The sequence below is a fragment of the Erwinia persicina genome (assembly GCF_019844095.1).
GTDB lineage: Bacteria > Pseudomonadota > Gammaproteobacteria > Enterobacterales > Enterobacteriaceae > Erwinia > Erwinia persicina.
This window is the reverse complement of the sequence record NZ_CP082141.1, coordinates 3895258-3917218: the sequence shown is the minus strand read 5'-3', so window position 1 is coordinate 3917218 and position 21961 is coordinate 3895258. Positions and strand designations below refer to the sequence as shown.

Genomic DNA, 21961 nt, shown 5'->3' with positions numbered 1-21961 from the left:
CGGTCGCCCCGTTACGGGCCGACCGGAACAGGAGGTCAGTCCTTACTTGATCATACGTTTGTACTTGATACGTTTTGGCTCCAGCGCTTCTGCACCCAGCGTACGTTTCTTGTACTCTTCGTATTCAGTAAAGTTACCTTCAAAGAACTCGATTTTGCCTTCATCCTGGTAGTCCAGAATGTGTGTGGCAATACGGTCAAGGAACCAGCGGTCATGCGAGATCACCATCGCACAGCCCGGGAATTCCAGCAGGGCGTTTTCCAGCGCGCGCAGGGTTTCAATGTCCAGGTCGTTGGTCGGTTCATCCAGCAGCAGCATGTTGCCGCCCACCTGTAACAGCTTCGCCAGGTGCAGACGACCACGCTCACCCCCGGACAATTCCCCGACGCGCTTGCCCTGATCAACCCCTTTAAAGTTAAAGCGGCCGACGTAGGCGCGGCTTGGCATCTCGGTGTTGCCGATACGCATGATGTCCTGACCACCGGACACTTCTTCCCACACGGTTTTTGACCCATCCATACTGTCGCGGAACTGATCAACCGACGCCAGTTTTACGGTCTCGCCCAGCACGATGCTGCCGGAGTCCGGCTGTTCCTGACCCGACATCATGCGGAACAGGGTCGATTTACCCGCGCCGTTCGGCCCGATAATGCCGACAATTGCCCCTTTCGGTACGGAGAAGGAGAGATCGTCAATCAGCAGACGGTCGCCGTAAGACTTGCTCAGGTTGCTGACCTCGACCACTTTATCGCCCAGGCGTGCGCCAGGTGGAATAAACAGTTCGTTGGTCTCGTTACGCTTCTGGTATTCGGCGTTGTTCAGCTCTTCAAAGCGGTTCAGACGAGCCTTACCTTTGGATTGCTGGCCTTTCGCTCCTTTGCGCACCCACTCCAGCTCTTTCTCAATCGACTTGCGACGAGCGGCTTCTGAAGAGGCTTCCTGTGCCAGGCGGGCATCTTTCTGCTCCAGCCAGGAAGAGTAGTTTCCTTCCCATGGAATACCTTCACCGCGGTCCAGCTCCAGGATCCAGCCCGCCACGTTATCGAGGAAGTAACGGTCGTGCGTAATCGCCACCACGGTGCCTTCGAAGTCGTGCAGGAAGCGTTCCAGCCAGGCGACGGATTCTGCATCCAGGTGGTTCGTCGGTTCGTCGAGCAGCAGCATGTCGGGTTTTTCCAGCAGCAGGCGGCACAGTGCGACGCGACGGCGCTCCCCCCCGGACAGATTACCGATCTTCGCCTCCCAGTCCGGCAGACGCAGGGCATCGGCCGCACGTTCCAACTGGGTATTCAGGTTGTGGCCGTCGTGCGCCTGGATGATCTCTTCAAACTTGCCCTGCTGCGCGGCGAGTTTATCGAAGTCAGCATCCGGCTCGGCGTATTTCGCGTACACCTCGTCCAGACCTTTCAGCGCGTTAACGACTTCGGCAACGGCTTCTTCTACCGATTCACGCACGGTGTGTTCCAGGTTCAGCTTCGGTTCCTGTTCCAGATAGCCAATTTTCAGGCCTGGCTGCGGACGCGCTTCCCCTTCGATATCTTTATCGATGCCCGCCATGATGCGCAGCAGAGTGGATTTACCCGCACCGTTCAGACCCAGTACGCCGATCTTGGCGCCCGGGAAGAAGCTGAGGGAGATGTTTTTTAAAATATGACGCTTCGGCGGAACGACTTTGCCGACGCGATGCATGCTATAGACGAATTGAGCCACGTTGGGTTGAGCCTCTTAGGGTCTGGGTTTTAATTGGGGCAAAAGAAGTGCCCACTCAGATAGCGGAGTTTAGCTGTTTTCCCCCCTTAATCACAGCCGCCAGGCAGACGATTATCCCGATATCAGCGCAACGGCCTGATTTTTGTTTGATTTATAATCAGCGGCAACTATGCTGTTTTTTTGTCTTATAAATTAGGGGGATATCGATGCGCGTTCTGATAGCAGCGGAAGAAAATGCCTGGGGAGGCATGATCCAGCAGTTTCGTCAGAGGCTACCCGATGTCGAATTTATTGCCTCTGCTGGTCATGCCGCAGAAAGTCTGGCGGGATTTGATGCACTGATCCCGGGTATGGCGAAGGTTGATCGCCGGCTGTTGCAGACGGCCGATCGCCTGAAGCTGATCCAGCAGGCTGGCACGGGCCTGGAAGGGGTGGATGTCGACGCGGCGCGGTCGCGCGGCGTTGCGGTGGCGAATGTACCGTCGGATCGTTCCGGTAATGCGGACTCCGTTGCCGAACTGGGGATCTGGATGATGACCGGCCTGGCGCGCCGGGTCAGCGAGGTGCCGCAGATGCTCGCTACCCGCCAGCTGGGTCTGCCGGTGGGCATGGGGCTGAAGGGAAAAACCGTCGGGCTGGTCGGGCTGGGCGGCATTGGTAAAGCACTGGCGGAGCGGCTGTCAGCGTTCGGCATGCGGATGATTGGCGTCAAGCGCCAGGCCTCCGATGATTTTGCGCGCCAGCACCGTCTGGACTGGGTGGGGGGAATGGAGCGTCTTCCACACCTGCTGCGCGAAGCAGATTTTGTTGTGCTGAGTCTGCCTGACAATGCGGAAACACATCACATTATTGATGAACCGGCGCTGGCGAGGATGAAGCCGGGCAGTTTCCTGATCAATCTCGGTCGCGGTGGTCTGATTGAGAAACCCGCGCTGATGGCGGCGCTGGAGAGTGGGGCGCTGGCCGGGGCCGGGCTGGATGTGTTCTGGCAGGAGCCGCCCGATCCGCAGGATCCGCTGTTTGCCCTTAACGTGATCGCCACCCCGCATATTGGTGGCGTTACCGATATCTCACTGGAGGGCAACGTCACCGGGGTCTGTGAAAACCTGCGCCGTCTGCGCGACGGGGAAGCGATTTTAAACCGCTGGTGAGCGGTCGCACCGTCCCGATGGGGCCCACCCGACAGGGGATACCCCGGTTACGGGGTAATAATGTCAATACCGATATCCTGCAGCGGCGCGGCGTCGCTGACCAGCCCGTCAAAGGCGCAGAGATCGGCAATTCGCGCAGGCAGCACTTTACCAAACTTGCTGCTGTCGCCCACCAGCAGGCGGGTGCGTGCACGCTGTAAGGCCAGCCGTTTGAGCGGCAGCTCGTTCAGGTTATAGCAGCTGGCGCCCTGATCAACATCGATACCTGCCGCCGAAATAAACGCTTTATCCGGGCACAGGCTGTCCATCACCGACAGCTGCCCGAGCGGGGTAAAGATAGCGTTATCCGGGTGGAATTCGCCGCCGCAGAGGATCACGCGACAGGCGGTTTTTTCTTTCAGCGCCAGGAAGGTATTCATCGCGCAGCAGACAGCGGTAAACGGCAGATCGCCGTCAATCGCATCAATAATCCACGGCACGGTCGTGCCACAGTCGAACCAGACCATCTCCCCGGGCTGGATCAGCGTGGCGGCATGCTGTCCGAGCCGTCGTTTACGGTCGACATTTTGTTCCTGCTGGTCGGAGACAAAATAGTGCAGCTGATGCCGCAGGGGATCGCTGACAATATATCCCCCCAGCAGCAGCACCATACCCGGCCCCTCATTCAGATCGCGGCGGATGGTCATTTCAGAGACCCCGAGCAGATGCGCCGCCTCTTTCAGATGGATCTTGTCGGTGCCTTTCAGCGCCTGGACCAGCTTGTTGATACGCTCTGCGCGCCGGGTTTCCATGGGTTTTCTTCCAGTTGTCGCGGAATTTGCAGTTTACCTTCAACAGGATAGTGCTGCAAACAACAAGGGCCGGCCCGTCAGAAAGGCCGACCCTTATTCGATCATCCCCGGGGCGATCCTGTTTCGCCCCAAGGGCTTTTACGCCGCGCTGCTGCGAATTTTCGCTCCCGAAATCAGTGCCGCCCCGATTGCCTTGTGGCACAGAATAATCGAATGGTGATTCGCCGCCAGCGGGATAATCTCCAGATGCGGACAGACTTGACCCAGGCCGTTATCGGCCAGCGCCAGCATCTCTGCGCCGTCCACGCCCTCCATGCTGAGGTCGGCAAATTCGGTGGCTTTAAAAAGCGTCACGCGGCTGTGGCTGAGCGGGGCGCTCAACGGCTGGTTGTTCATTTCCAGCTCCAGCTGTTCGATGCGCAGCGCACGTGCTGCAGCCTCGCCTTCAATGCCGATCATTGCCAGAATCGGGGCGAGCATTCCGGCCGCAATACGCTGCTGGAATTCGGTCTGGTAGAGGCTGTCGAGCAGGCAGAGATGAATATCGCGATAGCCGAGCTGTTCCAGCTGAGCGGCGATCTCCAGCGCAATAATCCCGCCCAGCGACCAGCCCAGCAGGCGCACCGGCTGCTGACGTGTCAGGCCCTGGCTGACCATATGTTGCAGATAATAGCTGGCCAGCGCCGACAGCGAGGAAATACGTGGCTGGTTGAACAGGTTGTAATTATTGATGCCAATGGCATTTAACTGCCCTTCGAACGACGCTGCCAGATCGCGGTAAATCTCACAGCCGACCACGGCAGGGTGCACCATCCATACCTCCTCCGCCGTCGCGGGTGCGTTCAGCCGCTGGGTCAGCCGGAAATGAGGGGCAGGCTGGTTGAGCTGCAGTAGCAGGTTGTGCAGGGGTAAAGGCGCGTGTGGCGTCGTGTTCTGTGCCGCCTGCCCGGCGATGGCCAGCGCCTGCGCGCTCAGGGTGCTGTGGGCAAACAGCGTTTTCATTTCCAGCGCTATGCCCTCGCGCTTCAGTTTCACCATCAGCTGGATGGCATGCAGCGAGTGACCGCCGAGGGCGAAAAAGTCATCGTCGCAGCCAATCTGTTCGACCTGCAACAGTTCGCGCCACCATGCTGCCAGCTTGCGCTCACCTTCGCTTTGCGGCGCGCGGTATGCACAGGCTTCCGTCAGCCGCTCCGGCGCGGGCAGGGCTTTACGGTCGAGCTTGCCGTTCGGCGACAGCGGGAAGGCCTCCATACGCACAAACGCACAGGGGATCATAAAGTCCGGCAGGGTGGATTGCAGGTGCAGACGCAGCGACTCGCGCAGAGCGGGGATGGGCGGGGCGACCAGCCACGCGATCAGCCTTTTATCCCCCTGGCCGTCATCGCAGGCCATCACCACGACATCCTCGACGCCGTCAAAGTGGGCGATCTGCTGTTCAATTTCACCCAATTCAATACGCAGGCCGTGAATTTTGACCTGGAAATCGTTACGGCCCAGATACTCAATGCTGCCATCCTCCAGCCAGCGTGCCAGATCGCCGGTTTTGTACAGGCGCGCCGTCGCTTCGTCACTGAACGGGTCGGGAATAAAACGTTCGGCGTTTAACGCCGCACGGTTAAGGTAACCGCGCGCCACCTGAACGCCGCCGATATGCAGTTCACCGCTGACGCCTGGCGGTAGCGGTTGCAGATGGGCATCAAGAATATGCAGTTGGGTATTGGCAACCGGTCTGCCGATGGGGACAATCCCGCGCGTATCATCGCGCTGGCAGTGCCAGTAAGAGACATCCACTGCCGCTTCGGTCGGCCCGTACAGATTATGCAGTTCTGCCTGCGCTAGCTGCTGGTGGAAACGCTGTACTGCCGCCAGCGGCAGCGCTTCGCCACTGCACATCACCCGACGCAGGCTGGCGCACTGCGCCATGTTGCCGTGGCGCAGGAACAGCTGCAGCATGGAAGGAACAAAATGCAGGGTCGTGACCTGCTCACGGGCGATCAGCTGGCTGAGATACTCCGGATCCTGATGGCCGCCGGGTTGTGCTATTGCCAGCCGCGCGCCGACCATCAGTGGCCAGAAGAACTCCCAGACAGAAACATCGAAGCTGAACGGCGTTTTCTGCAGTACGGTATCCTGAGGCGTAAGGGCATATTCTTCCTGCATCCACTGCAGGCGGTTCATTACGCCGAGGTGCTCATTCATCACCCCTTTCGGCTTCCCGGTGGAGCCGGAGGTGTAAATCACATACGCCAGCGATCGCTGCGGGCTGGCCGACAGTGACGGCAGGTTACGATCACGCTGCGTTTGCCAGCACGCGCGATCGTCATGCAGGTGCCAAACCCGGTGTGCATCACTCAGCAGGGGAGCCAGCGCCTGTTTCCCCGCATCGTCCAGCAGCACCAGTCTGGCCCCGCAGTCTTCCAGCATATGGCTCAGACGATCGGTCGGGTAGTCCGGATCGAGGGGGACATAGGCGCCGCCGGCTTTGAGGATGGCGAGCAGGGCAGTCACCATCTCGCTGCTGCGGGCTGCACACAGTGCCACACGGTCGTCGGGGCCGATCCCTGCCTGACGCAGCTGTGCCGCCAGGCGGTTAGCACGCTGATTCAGCTGCTGATAGCTGACGCTGCCGCCGTGGCCGCAGAGTGCGATGGCCTGAGGGGTGCGATCGGCCTGTTGTTCAAACCAGCGATGAATGCCTTCCGGCAGCGGCCACGTCCGTTCCGTATCGTTCCAGCTGCCGAGGATCTTCTGCCGCTCGTCGGCCAGCAGCAGAGGAAGGTTGGCCAGCGGCTGCTGTACCCCGTGATCGAGCAGATGATCCAGCATCTGCAGCAGGCGATCGGCGGTGCGCCGGGCCTCCTCAGCGCTGAACCAGGCCTGGTTCATGTTGAACTCCAGCAGCGGGGGATCGCCAGGGTGATAGTGACGGAGATAGAGCGCCAGCGGCATCTGTTCAAAGCCGTGATGCAGCGTTTCGACTTTCAGCGGGTGGCCTTCCAGCTCAATGTCGGTCGGGAAGGTTTCCAGTGAAAAACTCAGGTCATACAGCTGGCGACGTCCCTGCTGTCCCAGGCGCAGATGACGGTTCAGCTCGGCAATCGGGAAGCGCTGGTGACGGTAGCAACGACGCAGCTCTGCAGCGATCTGCACCATCAGCGCGCTGAAAGGCTGGCGGTGGTCAATATGCAGCTTCACCGGGATCATGGAGGAGAACATGCCCAGGGTTTGCTTATACCGGGCGCTGCTGCGGTTATGCACCGGTACGCCTACTGTCACCTGTTCAACCTGCCACAGGCGGCTGTACCAGCAGGCGAGCAGGGCGGTCATCAGGTGCATGGGTGAGCACTGGTGCGCTGCCGCCAGCGTGCAGAGCTGTTGATAGCGTTCGGAAGGCAACTGACGGGTAATCTGCTGGCTTGGCCATACCTGATCGGCGGCAAAACCCGGGCGGCGATCCATGCCCGCCGGCCCGGCATCCGCAAAGCGATCCAGCCAGAAGGCCCGGTCATGCTCATAGCGGGTGGAGTGCATATACGCCTGATCATTGGCGATAAAGTCCCGGTAATTATACACCGCCACGGGGGAGGGGATCTGCCCGCTTTTCAGCTGCTTATAACGATCCATGATCATGCCGCTGAGCAGGGAAACGGAGGTACCGTCGACAATAATATGATGGGCATTAATCAGCCAGTAACCCGTCGTTGCACTTATTTTGATAAAAACACAGCGCCAGAGTAATTCTTCATACAGTTTAAAGGGTTGATTGAGTTTTTCACGGAAATAGTACAAAGCTTTCTGGCGGGCATTTTTATCCAGACTAAAATCGTGGTATTCGAGAGTCAGGTCTCTATTCGATACGGTCGTCTGAATGACACCCTGTTCGCTGTCTTCTAACGTTAATTTAAGTGCATCATGCTGACTGAATATTTCTTTTATTGCCCGATTTAACAGTGGGATATCAATATCCCTTTCGATGCGCCACAGCGCGCCCACGTTGTAGCAGGGCGTGGAGGGCGTCAGAAGCTGATCGAGCCATACGGCCTGCTGTACGCTGGTTAAGGGATAAATAGCCACGCGAGTACCTCCATTAAAGGATCGGTAAATTAAAATTCATAACAATACAGGAAAGTAGTATATGAATATTTCCGAAATATGAAATGAAATTAAATTTATTTCTTTATGAAGAATATTCAGTAACGACGGGTAATTGTAATATAACGGTCGGAGATATTAATCTATTAATGAGATGGCCATTTATTTAATTGCATTAATTAACCTGGCTGGAAAGAGTAAGAATGAAGGGAAAGACGATGGCTGGGAGTCGGTAATTTTTACCGGTTACGGGATAATAAGGTTCACTGAGCTGGGGCGAAAAATAAGATCTGCCCCGGCATATTATTCCGCCGGGGCGACGTTGTTTTCTGGTCGCCCCGGGCCGGTGATTTATCGCGGTGGCGGCACTAAATCGTCACTAGTCCGCGCACGCCGTCGGCTTCCATTTCATTGCCGGCCCCGCGCTGCACGATCTCACCGCGCGACATCACCAGATAGCTGTCGGCCAGTCCGGCGGCAAAATCATAGAACTGCTCAACCAGCAGGATCGCCATATCGCCGCGTGCGGCAAGCTGGCGGATCACCGACCCGATCTCTTTGATCACCGAGGGTTGAATACCTTCGGTCGGCTCATCCAGGATCAACAGTTGCGGCCTGCAGGCCAGCGCCCGCCCTATAGCCAGCTGCTGCTGCTGGCCGCCGGAGAGATCCCCGCCGCGCCGCTGCTTCATCTGCCACAGCACCGGAAACAGCTGCCAGATCTCTTCCGGTACCCGGGTTGCCTGAGCGCCGGAAAAACGGGCCAGGCCCATCAGCAAATTTTCTTCCACAGTCAGCCGCGGGAAGATCTCCCGACCCTGTGGCACATAGGCGATCCCCGCCTGCACGCGCTGGTGCGGTTTGCGGTGGTTAATCGGCTGCCCCTGCCAGTGGATGCTGCCGGACTTCGCCGGGATCAGCCCCATCAGGCACTTCAGCAGGGTCGTTTTCCCCACGCCGTTACGCCCCAGCAGGCAGGTAATTTCACCCGGTTGAGTGTCAAATGACAGCCCGCGAAGAATATGGCTGCCGCCGTAATATTGATGGAGTTCAGTGACCTGTAACATATTATCGCCCCAGATAGACTTCAATGACCTGCTCGTTAGCCTGTACCTCGCGCAGCGAACCTTCCGCCAGCACCTGGCCCTGATGAAGTACCGTGACATGGTCAGCAATGGTTTCGACAAAGCCCATATCGTGTTCCACTACCATCAGCGAATGCTTCCCGGCCAGCGTGCGAAACAGCTCGGCGGTATAGTCGGTTTCTGCGTCGGTCATGCCGGCGGCGGGCTCATCCAGCAGCAGCAGGTGCGGATCCTGCACCAGCAGCATGCCGATCTCCAGAAACTGCTTCTGCCCGTGAGACAACATTCCGGCGGGACGCTGACGCTGGCTGTCAAGACGCAGCAACGCCAGCACCCCGGTAATGCGATCCTGCTGCTCACTGTTCAGCCTGGCCCGCAGGCAGGCCCACACCGACTTATCGGTTTTCAGGGCAATTTCCAGATTCTCAAACACCGTCAGCGCCTCGAACACCGTGGGTTTCTGAAATTTGCGTCCGATGCCGATTCGGGCAATGTCCACCGGGGAAAGCGTGGTGAGATCGGTGCTCTGGTCATAGAACACCCGGCCACTGTCCGGGCGGGTTTTGCCGGTGATCACATCCATCAGCGTGGTTTTTCCCGCGCCGTTGGGGCCGATGATACAGCGTAGTTCGCCGACGCCGATCTGCAAAGAGAGGTCATTCAGGGCCTTAAAGCCGTCGAACGCCACGGTAATATTCTCCAGCTGTAACACCGGGTCGGTTTGTTCGCGGTGGCGATCGGCCCGGTGGGGCTGGGTAAACAGGTGCTCAGTCATCTTTCCTCCTGCGCAGCAGGCCAATCACCCCGTTTGGCAGAAACAGCGTGACGAGGATAAACATCAGCCCTAAGAAAAACAGCCAGTATTCCGGGAAGGCGACGGTAAACCAGCTTTTGGCCCCGTTAACAATGCCGGCCCCCAGCAGCGGGCCGATCAGCGTCCCGCGCCCGCCCAGCGCCACCCAGATGGCGGCCTCAATGGAGTTGGTGGGTGACATCTCGCCGGGGTTAATAATCCCGACCTGTGGGACGTACAGCGCCCCGGCCAGCCCGCACAGCACGGCGGAAAGCGTCCAGACAAACAGCTTAAAGCCGCGCGGATCGTAGCCACAGAAAGCGAGGCGATTTTCCGCGTCGCGCACCGCCGTCAGCACGCGGCCAAACTTGCTGCGCGCCAGCATCAGGCCCACGGCCAGGCTGCCTGCCAGCAGCAGCACGGTGGCGATAAACAGCCCGATACGCGTGCCGGTTGCCGTCACCGGAAAGCCCAGCAGGGTGGTAAACCCGGTAAAGCCATTGTTACCGCCAAAGCCGGTTTCATTCCGGAAGAACAGCAGCATCCCGGCATAGGTCAGTGCCTGGGTCATGATGGAAAAATAGACCCCTTTGATTTTCGATCGGAAAGCAAACCAGCCAAACACCAGCGCCAGCAGGCCGGGGACCAGCACAATCAGGCACAGTGCCCAGGCAAAGTGCTGTGTTCCTGCCCAGAACCACGGCATCTCTGTCCAGGACAGAAAGGACATAAACGCCGGCAGACCGTCTCCTGCCGCCTGGCGCATCAGGTACATGCCCATCGCGTAACCGCCGAGGGCGAAGAACAGCCCGTGGCCGAGCGACAGCATCCCGGCGTAACCCCACACCAGGTCCAGTGCGACTGCGACAATGGCATAACAGAGAATTTTACCCACCAGCGTCAGCGTATAGGTTGAGATAGCCAGCGGATGATCCGCAGGAAGCAGCGCGAAAAACGGCAGCAGCAGCAGCGCGAGCAACAGCGCCGTACCTGCGGCGGTCACCAGCCGCGGGGATTTTTGTACCAGGGTCAGCGTCATGGGTTGCGTCATCAGTCAGTCACCCTTCCTTTAACGGCAAACAGGCCCTGAGGCCGTTTCTGAATAAACAGCACGATCAGCACCAGAATCAGGATCTTACCGAGCACTGCACCGATCTGTGGCTCCAGCACTTTGTTAAGAATGCCCAGCCCGAGCGCAGCCACCACGGTGCCGGCCAGCTGGCCGACGCCCCCGGTCACCACCACCAGGAAAGAGTCGATGATATAGCCCTGGCCGAGCTCCGGGCCGACGTTGCCTAACTGCGACAGTGCGACACCGCCCAGTCCGGCGATGCCGGAGCCGAGGCCAAATGCCAGCATGTCCACGCGCCCGGTCGGTACGCCGCAGCAATCAGCCATGGCGCGGTTTTGCGTCACCGCCCGTACGTTCATCCCGAGGCGGGTTTTGTTCAGCAGCAGCCAGGTCAGCGCCAGCACCCCGGTAACAAACAGGATCACCGCCAGTCGGTTGTACGGCAACACCAGATTAGGCAGCACCTGCAGTCCGCCGGACAGCCAGGGTGGGTTGGCCACCTCCAGGTTCTGCGCACCAAACAGAATGCGCACCAGCTGGATCAGCATCAGGCTGATGCCCCAGGTGGCCAGCAGGGTTTCCAGCGGCCGGCCGTACAGGTGGCGAATGATGGTGCGTTCCAGCGCCATGCCGATGGCCGCAGTCATAAAGAACGCCACCGGCAGCGCCAGCAGCGGGTAAAAGGCCAGCCATTCCGGGGCGAAACGCTGGAACAGGTTCTGTACCATCCAGGTAGCGTAAGCGCCAATCATCAGCATTTCACCGTGGGCCATATTGATCACCCCCAGCAGGCCGTAGGTGATCGCCAGACCGAGCGCGGCCAGCAGCAGCACCGATCCCAGCGACAGTCCGGTAAAGGCCTGGCCCAGCAGATCGCCGGGCAGCAGACGATAGCGGATCTGCTTCAGGCTGTCGGCGGCGGCGCTGCGGACGCGGGCATCGGTCTCATTCTGCGGCTGCAGCAGCTGCTCCAGACGGGCCTGTGTCTGTGGATCGCTGGTTTCACCCAGCCGTTTGACCGCTTCCAGCCGTACCAGCGGGTTGGCATCGGCCAGTTGCAGTCCGGCGACCGCCTGAGCCAGCACCTCATGAACGGTGGCGTCCTCTTCGGTCGCCAGGCGCTGTTTCAGCAGCGGGAGTTGATCGCCCGTGGCTTCATTCTGTAATGCGCGAGCGGCCTGCAGCCGGACAGCGGTGACCGGACTGACCAACTGATGAGCGGCCAGCGCGGAGGCGATCATCACGCGCAGGCGGTTATTCATAAACAACTTTTTGGTCTTCCCGGTGGGGGCTGCGCTGCCCTCCAATGCCATCAGACGATCGTTAACACGGGTATAGGGCTGTTTCTTCTCATCCAGCACCACATTTTCGCTGTGCAGAGCCTGTAGCAGGGGCAGGCGCGCGGCATCCGGTGCGGCGGCCCACTGCTGTAAGAGGCGGAGTTGATCGCTGCGGCTGGCAGCAGCGAAGTCGACGGCCGGCCCGGCCTGGGCCATCAGCGGCAGGCAGAACAGCAGTAACAGCAGGAATCGCATCATCATCATTCGCTCTCTTGCGTGCTGAGGAGGGGCGGGAGTCAGTGGCCCGCCCCGTGACGGGATCAGTGGCTGGCTTTCACCGGGTGGTCGGGCTTCTTGTCGTTACCGGCGATATAGGGGCTCCACGGCTGGGCGCGCACCGGCTTGTCAGTCTGCCAGACGACGTTGAACTGACCGTTATCTTCAATCTCACCAATCATCACCGGTTTGTGCAGATGGTGATTGGTCTGGTCCATGGTCAGGGTAAAGCCATCCGGCGCGGCAAAGGTCTGTCCGGCCATGGCCGCACGGACTTTGTCCACATCGGTTGTTCCGGCTTTTTCTACCGCCTGTGCCCACATATGAATGCCGACATAAGTGGCTTCCATGGGATCATTCGTCACCACGGTATCCGCATTTGGCAGCTTGTGGGCTTTGGCATAAGCGCGGTAAGCCGCAACGAATCGCGCGTTGGTCGGGTTATCGACGGATTCGAAGTAGTTCCATGCGGCCAGGTTCCCTACCAGCGGTTTAGTGTCGATGCCGCGCAGCTCTTCTTCCCCAACGGAGAAGGCGACAACCGGCACATCCGTGGCTTTAATGCCCTGGTTGGCCAGTTCTTTGTAGAACGGCACGTTGGAGTCGCCGTTGATGGTGGAAACCACGGCAGTTTTGCCGCCGGCAGAGAACTTCTTAATATTGGTTACGATAGTTTGATAGTCACTGTAGCCAAAGGGCGTGTAGACCTCTTCGATATCGCTGTCCTTCACGCCTTTGGCGTGCAGGAAGGCGCGCAGGATCTTGTTGGTGGTACGCGGATAAACGTAGTCAGTACCCAGCAGGAAGAAGCGTTTCGCGCTGCCGCCGTCTTCACTCATCAGGTACTCCACGGCCGGGATGGCCTGCTGATTTGGCGCGGCGCCGGTATAAAACACGTTTGGCGACATCTCCTCGCCTTCATACTGAACCGGGTAGAACAGCAGTCCATTCAGTTCCTCGAATACCGGCAGCACCGATTTACGTGATACCGACGTCCAGCAGCCAAAGACGACGGCGGCTTTATCCTGAGTGAGTAACTGACGGGCTTTTTCCGCAAACAGTGGCCAGTTAGAGGCCGGGTCGACCACCACCGGCTCCAGTTTTTTCCCCAGCACCCCGCCTTTCGCGTTGATCTCTTCGATGGTCATCAGCGCCACGTCTTTCAGCGGCGTTTCGGAAATGGCCATGGTGCCGGACAGGGAATGCATGATCCCCACTTTGATGGTGTCGGCAGCCTGAACGCTCCAGGAGAGTCCCATGGCGACTACGCTGGCAGACAGCGCAAATGCTTTGATCAACGAACGTCTCTTCATCAGTAATCCCCTAACATTGAGTTGGATGAAACGATATGGTGTCTGGCCTGCTGGAGCATATGGACGGTGATTTTTCTGACTTCGGCGCGGCTGACGGCAATATGGTCGGTCAGAATGCGCCGGGCCTCCTCGCTGTGCTGGTGCAATATCGCGCGCAGGATGCTCGCGTGTTCGTTATAGGTGGCGCTGATACGATCTTCACGGGTGAAGTCAAGGCGGCGAATTATGCGGATTTTTTCCGTCAGCTCGCCGTGAATGCGCGTCATTTCACCGTTGCCCACCGCCGCCACCAGGGCGATATGGAAGGCCTCATCGTGCAGTGACACCGTGTTGCCATCCGCCAGGGGGGGCTCCGTGATCCAGACGCCAATCGGCCGCGCCAGCAGACGTTCCGTCTCGCCGGCGGGCAGCCGGCACAGGCGTTTCACCGCCTCGCACTCCAGCACGATGCGCAGGTCGTACAGCTCCTCAAAGTAGGCGAAATCAAACTGCCGCACCTGCCAGCCCCGGCGGTGCCACACCTCGACGTAACCTTCGCGCTCCAGGCGGAACAGCGCCTGACGAACCGGGGTGCGGCTGACCGCGAAGCGTTCGGCCACTTCATTTTCACTGAAGGCATCCCCCGGCATCAGGCGAAAATCGAAGATGTCATTTTTCAGCTGCTGGTAGACACGATCGGCCAGCGCTTCCGGCCGGGGCGGGCTGCGTTTGTCGTCCATGTTTATTCCAGCCACAGCAGGGCATCGCCGGGGCTGACCGGGCGGCCAGGCTGGCAGCCGATGCGCTTGACGCGCCCGGCCCGCGGGGCGTTAACCGCCAGCTCCATTTTCATCGCCTCGACGATAATCAGCGGCTGACCGGCGGCCACCTCATCGCCCGGCTGTACCAGCACTTTCCAGATATTGCCGTTCAGATCGGCACTGACTTGAAACGCACCCTCATCCTCTTCCGGCGGCAGCAGCGTCTCATCGCTGGTCAGTGGCGCACCGTCCTCTTCCTGCGCCCACAGGGCGACTTCAGTCTCGAAGGCGCGGGCCTGCTTCTGGCGGAAGGCGCTGATGGCGTCAGCATGGTCGGTGAGGAACCGGGTATGTTCAGCAAAATCAAAGACCGACTGTTCAATGCGCACCCGGGCGCGTCCCTCGCGGAAGTCATCGCGCAGGACGTCGAGTTCGGCCTCGCTGACCGGGTAGAAACGCACCTGGTCGAAGAAGCGCAGCAGCCAGGGTTCGCCGGCAGCGAACTGGTCATTCTTCAGGAATTTGTTCCAGATCGGCAGCGTGCGGCCCACCAGCTGATAGCCGCCGGGGGAGTCCATGCCGTAGATGCACATATACATGCCGCCAATGCCGACGGTGCCTTCGGCGGTGTGGGTACGCGCCGGGTTGTATTTTGAACTGAGCAGGCGGTGACGCGGATCGATCGGCACGGCACAGGGCGCACCCAGATAGACATCCCCCAGGCCGAGGATCAGGTAGCTGGCGTCAAAGAGTGTGCGACTGACCTCTTCGCGGCTGGCAAGGCCATTAATTCGCTGAATAAAGTCGACGTTATTCGGCAGCCAGGGCGCGCTGGCCCGCACGGTTTCGGCATAGCGCGCGACGGCCCCCAGGGTCGCGCTGTCCTCAAAGGCCATCGGCAGGTGAACAATGCGCGAGGGCACTTTCATCTGCGTCACGTCACCCAGATTCTGTTCCAGCGTCAGCAACAGGCTCATCAGCTGCTTCTGGCTGAGGATCTGACTGTCGTAACGGATCTGCAGGGAACGTACGCCGGGAGAGAGCTCTTCAATACCGGGCTGGCCGACGCCGGTGAGAGCGGTCATCAGCAGATGCACGCGCAGGCGCAGGGCGAGATCCAGCACGTTATCGCCGTACTCCAGCAGAATATAGTTGTCACCCGCCTGACGATAAATCGCCGTGGGCGTGGTATCTGTGGCCTTGATCGCTGCCAGTATGGTTGCTGAGCCGTGGACAGTATCCGCCAGTGGCGGCGTGGCAAAGGGGGCGGTACGCAGGGCGCACAGGTCGTGAATACTGCGATCCTGCGCCAGCGCCAGCGCATGCGCTTCTTCAACGCTGATGGGGTGGAAACGAATGCGGTCGCCCGGTTTGACCTGGCCGACTTTCCACAGTTCCGCTTTCGCAATGGTCACCGGGCAGACAAAACCGCCCAGGCTGGGCCCGTCCCGGGTGAGGATTACCGGAAAGTCTCCGGTAAAGTTAACCGCCCCGATGGCATATTCGCAGTCGTGGACGTTAGACGGATGCAGTCCGGCTTCGCCGCCGTTGGCGCGTGCCCAGCCCGGCTTCGGCCCGACCAGCCGCACGCCGAGGCGGTTAGAGTTGTAGTGCACCTGCCATTCGGCGGCAAAGAATTCGTCAATCGACTGTGCAGTGAAGAAGTCCGGTGCGCCGTGCGGGCCATACAGTACGCCGATGCGCCATTCATCCCCGTACACCGGGCGATCGGCGGCGGGCAGGGCCGCCGGTTCGCTGACCGGCGCAGGGGTGGTACAGGCCGCCAGATGCGGCTGAGAGATGGGCAGCATATCGGCCACCCGCAGGGTCCGCCCGGCGTGGCCGCCAAACTGACCGAGTGCAAACGTGGAGCGGCTGCCGAGGTATTCCGGCACGTCAAAGCCGTTACGTACGGCCAGGCAGGTGCGGCAGCCCTGCTGCGCCCGGCCCAGGGTCAGCGTCTGTCCGGCTTTGACCGCCACCGGCTGCCAGTACGCCACCTCTTCCCCATCCAGTGATGCCGGACAGGCCGCCCCGGTCAGGGCGATCAGCGCGTCGCTGTGAAACCGCAGCGTGGGACCCTGCAGGGTAAACTCCAGCCCGGCGGCTTCTTCAGCATTGCCGACGATGCGGTTGGCGAGGCGGAAGGCGTAGTCATCCATTGGCCCGGAGGGGGGCACGCCGATATCCCAGTAGCCAGGACGGCCCGGGTAGTCCTGAATGCTGCTCCAGGTGCCGGGCTGGATTACTTCAATCACTGCGGCTTCCGGTGTAAAGCCGTCGAGCAGGCGCGTCCAGACGTTGCCGCTGCGGAAGGCCTCGGTGGCGACCACCTGACGCAGATAATCGAGGTTGGTGGCGATGCCGTGCAGACGGGTTTCATTCAGCGCCGCCTGCATTTTTTCCAGTGCTGCCGCGCGGTTGTCCGCGTGGACGATCAGTTTGGCGATCATCGGATCGTAGAAGGCAGAAACCTCCGTGCCGGTACTGACCCAGCTGTCGATGCGAACGCCCTCCGGGAAACAGACTTCGGTCAGGATACCGGGGCTGGGCTGGAAGTTTTTCAGCGGATCTTCAGCATAAATTCGGACTTCAATAGATGCTCCCCGTGAAGCCTGCGCCATCTTATCCCAGTCTGGCGACTCCCCGGCGGCGACCTGCAGCATGCACTCCACCAGGTCCAGGCCGGTAACGCACTCGGTCACCGGGTGCTCCACCTGCAGGCGGGTGTTCACTTCCAGGAAGAAGAATTCATCGCGCACGGCGTCATAGATGTATTCCACCGTTCCGGCGCTGCGGTAGTTCACCAGTTCGCCGAGTTTGACGGCGGAGTCGAGCAGGGCGGCGCGGGTCGCAGCGGGCAGGTTCGGGGCCGGAGTCTCTTCCACGACCTTCTGATTGCGGCGCTGCAGTGAACAGTCGCGCTCACCGAGGGCCACGACCTTGCCCTGGCCATCGCCAAAAATCTGTACCTCAACGTGACGGGCCTGATCGATGCAGCGCTCAAGGAACACGCCGGCATCGCTGAAAAACTGTTCGCCCAGGCGGCGTACGCTCTCCCAGGCGCTGACCAGCGCGGCTTCACTGGCGCAGCGCGTCAGGCCAATACCGCCACCCCCCGCCGTACTTTTCAGCATCACCGGGTAACCAATACGCGTCGCGGCGGCAATCGCCTCTGCAAGCGAGTCCAGCAGCGGCGTGCCCGGCGTCATGGGGACGCCTGCCGCAGCCGCCAGCTCGCGTGCCCGGTGCTTCAGGCCAAACTCGCCAATCTGCTGCGCGGTCGGGCCGATAAAGGCAATGTCTGCGGCTTCGCAGGCGGCGGCAAACGGCAGGCTTTCAGAGAGGAAGCCGTAGCCGGGCCAGATGGCTTCAGCGCCGCTCTCGCGGGCGGCGGCAAGAATTTTGTCGATGACCAGATAGCTGTCGCTGGCCTTAGCACCCCCGAGGGCAATGGCGATATCGGCATCTTTGACGTGCTGGGCGTTTTTGTCGGCATCGGAGTACACCGCGACGCTGGTGATGCCGAGGCGCTTCAGGGTACGGATGGCGCGGCAGGCAATTTCGCCACGGTTGGCAACCAGAACAGTGTTAAACATCAGACTTCTCCTCGCGGCTCAGCCAGCGGCGCCAGCCGCCGAATTCAGTGATGTCAGTGGCCTGCGTCAGGGCGGCAGGCTCACAGATGAACCCTTTCACGCTGCGGCCGTCGGCCAGTTCCAGCGTGCCGATCCCCAGCGGGGCGGGGATTTCTGCTACAAACTCGCCAAAGCGCGCCAGCGGGATATCCCACAGCTCAACGAGGATGGCGGCCCCTGTGGCGGCTTTGACCAGCCCGGGTTTGGCCGGGATGGTATTGGCCAGCGCATACAGGCGATAACAGGCTGCGGTGGTGGTCTCTTCCACCCGAACCGCATTTCGTCGGGTCAGCTGGTGGTTGAGCGGCATGCCGGTCAAATGGGCACCGACCACCGCCACACGCACGTGCAGTGATGAGGCGGGCAGGGTTGCGGGCGCAGGCTGCGGCCGGCCGGTGGCACCGAGGCTAAGAGCCTGCCGTTGCTGCCAGCGCAGGCCGAAGGTCGCCAGCGCGCGGTCGTGCCAGGCCAGTGCGATCAGCGTAATGCCCGCCGGCAGACCGTCGGCGCGGAACGGCGCGGGCAGCGCCAGCGCCGCCAGATCGGCCAGGTTGGTAAAGTTGGTATAGGTGCCGAACTGCGAGTTGTAGCGCACTGGCTCCTGTTTCATCTCTTCCAGGGTGTGAATGGTCGGTGAGGTCGGCACCACCAGCGCATCAAACTGGCTGAGCGTCTGCTGGATCTGGCGCGTCAGTTCGGCGCGCAGATATTCCGCTTTGTAAGCGTCCACGGCGCTGTAGTGGTTGCCACTGGCGACGATGTCGTACACCACCGGATCCATCTCTTCCGGGCGCGAGAGCATCGCGCCCACGGCCACGGTGCGTTCGGCCACCCACGGGCCGGAGTAGAGCTGTTCCGCCAGCTGCGTAAAGGGGGTAAAGTCCACCGGCTGCAGGCTGGCACCGGCGGCGATCAGGTCGGCACAGGCGGCCTCCCACGCGGCCTGCGCTTTCGCGTCGCCAAAGAATTCCGGGCTGGCCGGAATGGCAAAACGCGGGGCGTCCGGCAGGGCAGCCGGGGCGAGGCCCGGATTATGGCGGGCGTAGGCATCCAGACTGTCATAGCCTCCGGCACAGCTGGCGGCAAGGAAGGCATCTTCCACGGTCAGCGCGAAGACGGAAATGGTGTCGTTCAGGCGGCAGGCAGGCACCACCCCGGTGGCCGAAAGCCAGCCTTTTGTCGGCTTCAGGCCGACAATATTATTAAATCCTGCAGGGACGCGGCCGGAACCGGCGGTATCGGTACCCAGTGCAAAGCACACCAGGCCCCGGGCGGTAACGGAGGCGGAGCCGGAGCTGGAACCGCCGCTGACATACGCAGGATTAAACGTGTTACAAACTGCGCCAAACGGCGAACGTGTCCCGACCAGACCGGTGGCGTACTGGTCGAGGTTAGTTTTGCCAATGACCACCGCCCCTTTGCCTTTCAGATTAGCCACGGCGACGGCGTCGCTCTCCGCGGTGTAGGTAAACGCCGGGCAGGCGGCACTGGTGGGCCAGCCGGCAATATCAATATTGTCTTTTACCGCGAACGGAACGCCAAACAGCGGCAGCGAGGCCGGATCCTGCTGCCAGGCCGCCAGCAGTGGCTCTACCTGCGCACGCAGCTGCGCGGGCGTGGCGAGGTAGATCCAGGCATTGTCTGCGGAGGAGAGCGCTGCCAGCAGGGCTTCCAGCGTGGAGAGCACCTCCTGCGGGTGCTGTTGATGGTGATGCTGCCAGTCCTGGATCGTAAACCCGGTGGTGAAAGCCATAAGTTGAATTCCGTCTGGTATACAAGATGGAATTCAACAGAGCAAAGGGCGTGCCAGTTTTTAATTCACTGATTTTGAATAGATTCATTGATGCAGGCAGTGGCCGGTGCACGATCGGTGCGCAGGGTTTGTACTATCATAGAGCATCGGCCTGTCGGAAAAAAAGCGCGGCCCCAACGGTGCCGGTGCCCCTGCCGGGGGCGCGCATTCCGTAAATATTTGTTCAGTTCATGGCACGATGGGCTGCAACTGGTTAGCATGAAGCAGATAAATTTCGCGATTCAGGAATAATTAAGGCGGTAACGTGGGGAAAGTCATGGTGGACAAGTGGCAGTTATGGGTAGTAGCGGCGTGCTTAACAGCAGCCACCGGCAGCGCCCGGGCGGATTCACTGGATGAACAACGTACCCGTTACCTGCAAATTAAACAGGCCTGGGACAGTAAACAGATGGATACCGTCGATCGGCTGATGCCGACGCTGCACGACTATCCCCTTTATCCTTATCTGGAATATCGCCAGCTGGCGCAGAATCTTGATCAGGAAACCGGCCTGGCAGTCAATGATTTTATTAAACGCTATCCGACGCTGCCGCCCGTACGCTCGCTTTCTTCACGCTTTGTGAATGAGCTGGCACGACGTCAGGACTGGCGCGGTCTGCTGGTCTTCAGCCCGCAGGCACCCAAGCCTGTGGCGGCACGCTGTAACTGGTATTACGCCAAATGGGCCACCGGCCAGCAGCAGGTAGCCTGGGACGGGGCGAAAGCCATCTGGCTGACCGGCAGCTCGCTGCCCGGCACCTGCGATAAGCTGTTCAGTGCCTGGCAGGCGGCCGGACAGCAGAACCCGATTACCACGCTGGAACGCATCCGCCTGGCGATGAAAGCCGGGAACAGCAATCTGGTAAATTTCCTGGCGAAACAGCTGCCTGAGGATTATCAGACCATCGCCAATGCGGTGATGGATCTGCAAAATAATCCGGGTACGGTTGAGAACTTTGCGCGCAGCGTCGGCGCGACGGACTTTACCCGCCAGGCGACGGCAATTGCTTTCAGCAGCCTGGCCCGGACGGATGCCGAACGGGCGCGGCAGATGATCCCTTCTCTGGTGCAGTCGCAAAAGCTGGATGAACAGCAGACCCAGGCGCTGAAGGAAGCGGTGGCCTGGCGTCTGATGGGCAACGATATCACCAGCGAGCAGGCGCGCTGGCGCGACGATGTGGTAATGCGCAGTGACGCCACCTCTCTGATTGAACGCCGGGTGCGGATGTCACTGGGCAACAACGATCGCCGGGGAATGAATACCTGGATTGCCCGCCTGCCGGTAGAAGCAAAAGAGAAAGATGAGTGGCAGTACTGGCAGGCTGACCTGTTGCTTGAGCAGGGGCGCAAAGAGGAAGCAGAGGGCATCCTGCGCAAGCTGATGCAGGAGCGTGGGTTCTATCCTATGGTCGCTGCGCAGAAGCTGGGCGTGGAGTATCCGTTGCAGGTCGACAAAGCCCCGGCGGTGGACAGCAGCCTGACCGAAGGCCCGGAGATCGCCCGCGTGCGGGAGCTGATGTACTGGGGAATGGATAACCTTGCCCGCAGCGAGTGGAGTTATCTGGTGTCCAGCCGCACCACGTCGCAGCAGCAGATGCTGGCCAGCTACGCACGCCAGCAAAACTGGTGGGATCTCAGCGTGCAGGCCACGATTACGGGCAAACTGTGGAACAGCCTGCAGGAGCGTTTCCCGCTGGCCTGGCAGCCGCAGTTTGAGCGTAATATCAGCGGTAAGAGCATCCCGATGAGTTATGCCATGGCGATTGCCCGTCAGGAGAGTGCCTGGAATCCCAAAGCACGCTCCCCGGTGGGCGCATCGGGCCTGATGCAGGTCATGCCTGCGACGGCACAGCATACGGTGACCAAATTCAGCATTCCGGGATACAGCAACAGCAGCCAGCTGCTGGATGCTGAAACCAACATCCAGATTGGGACGCAGTATCTTGAGTCGGTGTATCAGCAGTTCGGTCAGAACCGTATCTTTGCCTCGGCAGCGTATAACGCCGGACCATCGCGGGTTCGCACCTGGCAGGGTAACAGCGCCGGTAAGCTGGACGCCGTGGCCTTTATCGAAACCATCCCGTTCTCGGAGACCCGGGGATATGTGAAGAACGTGCTGGCCTATGACGCCTATTATCGTTACTTCATGAAACAGTCTGACAACCTGTTCTCTGACAGCGAGTGGCAGCAGCGTTACTGAGGGGAAAGCTCGCCAGAATCGCTGA

At 60.2% G+C, this 21961-nt stretch carries 13 protein-coding genes; 2 read left to right on the top strand and 11 right to left on the bottom strand.

Translation table 11 applies throughout. The features are described from left to right. Nucleotides 1-42: 42 nt before the first annotated feature. Nucleotides 43-1710 carry an energy-dependent translational throttle protein EttA gene (gene ettA, locus K6L24_RS18110; RefSeq protein ID WP_062747373.1) on the bottom strand — a complete coding sequence of 556 codons (1668 nt, stop codon included), beginning with the start codon at nucleotides 1708-1710 and terminating at the stop codon, nucleotides 43-45. Nucleotides 1711-1916: 206 nt separating this feature from the next. Here ettA and K6L24_RS18105 point away from each other — a divergent pair, with 206 nt between their 5' ends. After that, a complete protein-coding gene (locus K6L24_RS18105) occupies nucleotides 1917-2861 on the top strand; it encodes a 2-hydroxyacid dehydrogenase (RefSeq protein ID WP_118664700.1) in 945 nt (314 codons plus the stop codon). A 47-nt stretch (nucleotides 2862-2908) separates the two neighbouring features. Here K6L24_RS18105 and deoR read toward each other — a convergent pair whose 3' ends face one another. The 10 genes from deoR to atzF form a co-directional block, all read right to left on the bottom strand. Beyond that, on the bottom strand, nucleotides 2909-3652 hold the full coding sequence (deoR, locus tag K6L24_RS18100) for a DNA-binding transcriptional repressor DeoR (RefSeq protein WP_222681697.1): 744 nt from the start codon (nucleotides 3650-3652) through the stop codon (nucleotides 2909-2911). Nucleotides 3653-3790: 138 nt separating this feature from the next. Then, entirely contained in the window at nucleotides 3791-7729 is a 3939-nt protein-coding gene (locus tag K6L24_RS18095) for a non-ribosomal peptide synthetase (RefSeq protein WP_222681696.1), read from the bottom strand. A 386-nt stretch (nucleotides 7730-8115) separates the two neighbouring features. Then, nucleotides 8116-8814: an urea ABC transporter ATP-binding subunit UrtE gene (urtE, locus tag K6L24_RS18090; protein WP_062747381.1), complete on the bottom strand. Its 699-nt coding sequence runs from the start codon at nucleotides 8812-8814 to the stop codon at nucleotides 8116-8118. Between the two features lies 1 nt (nucleotide 8815). Next, nucleotides 8816-9607 (bottom strand): urea ABC transporter ATP-binding protein UrtD, encoded by a 792-nt coding sequence (gene urtD / locus K6L24_RS18085; protein ID WP_062747383.1) that lies wholly within the window; start codon nucleotides 9605-9607, stop codon nucleotides 8816-8818. Beyond that, nucleotides 9600-10676, bottom strand: coding sequence for an urea ABC transporter permease subunit UrtC (urtC, locus tag K6L24_RS18080; RefSeq protein ID WP_191927748.1), 1077 nt, complete (start codon nucleotides 10674-10676; stop codon nucleotides 9600-9602). Before urtC ends, urtD begins: the two co-directional genes overlap by 8 nt. Continuing rightward, nucleotides 10676-12235 (bottom strand): urea ABC transporter permease subunit UrtB, encoded by a 1560-nt coding sequence (gene urtB, locus K6L24_RS18075; RefSeq protein ID WP_392389196.1) that lies wholly within the window; start codon nucleotides 12233-12235, stop codon nucleotides 10676-10678. Before urtB ends, urtC begins: the two co-directional genes overlap by 1 nt. Before the next feature lie 62 nt (nucleotides 12236-12297). Next, complete coding sequence (gene urtA, locus K6L24_RS18070) at nucleotides 12298-13566, bottom strand: urea ABC transporter substrate-binding protein (RefSeq protein WP_062747389.1); 1269 nt, start codon at nucleotides 13564-13566, stop codon at nucleotides 12298-12300. Beyond that, nucleotides 13566-14285, bottom strand: coding sequence for a GntR family transcriptional regulator (locus K6L24_RS18065; protein WP_062747391.1), 720 nt, complete (start codon nucleotides 14283-14285; stop codon nucleotides 13566-13568). Before K6L24_RS18065 ends, urtA begins: the two co-directional genes overlap by 1 nt. A gap of 2 nt (nucleotides 14286-14287) precedes the next feature. Then, a complete protein-coding gene (uca, locus tag K6L24_RS18060; RefSeq protein ID WP_222681695.1) occupies nucleotides 14288-17905 on the bottom strand; it encodes an urea carboxylase in 3618 nt (1205 codons plus the stop codon). Further along, nucleotides 17898-19697 carry an allophanate hydrolase gene (gene atzF, locus K6L24_RS18055; RefSeq protein ID WP_062747395.1) on the bottom strand — a complete coding sequence of 600 codons (1800 nt, stop codon included), beginning with the start codon at nucleotides 19695-19697 and terminating at the stop codon, nucleotides 17898-17900. The genes uca and atzF overlap by 8 nt, the downstream gene beginning before the upstream one ends. 316 nt (nucleotides 19698-20013) lie before the next feature. On the opposite strand from atzF, the gene sltY reads away from it, so the two are divergent. Then, entirely contained in the window at nucleotides 20014-21936 is a 1923-nt protein-coding gene (sltY, locus tag K6L24_RS18050) for a murein transglycosylase (RefSeq protein ID WP_062747397.1), read from the top strand. Nucleotides 21937-21961 lie beyond the last annotated feature (25 nt).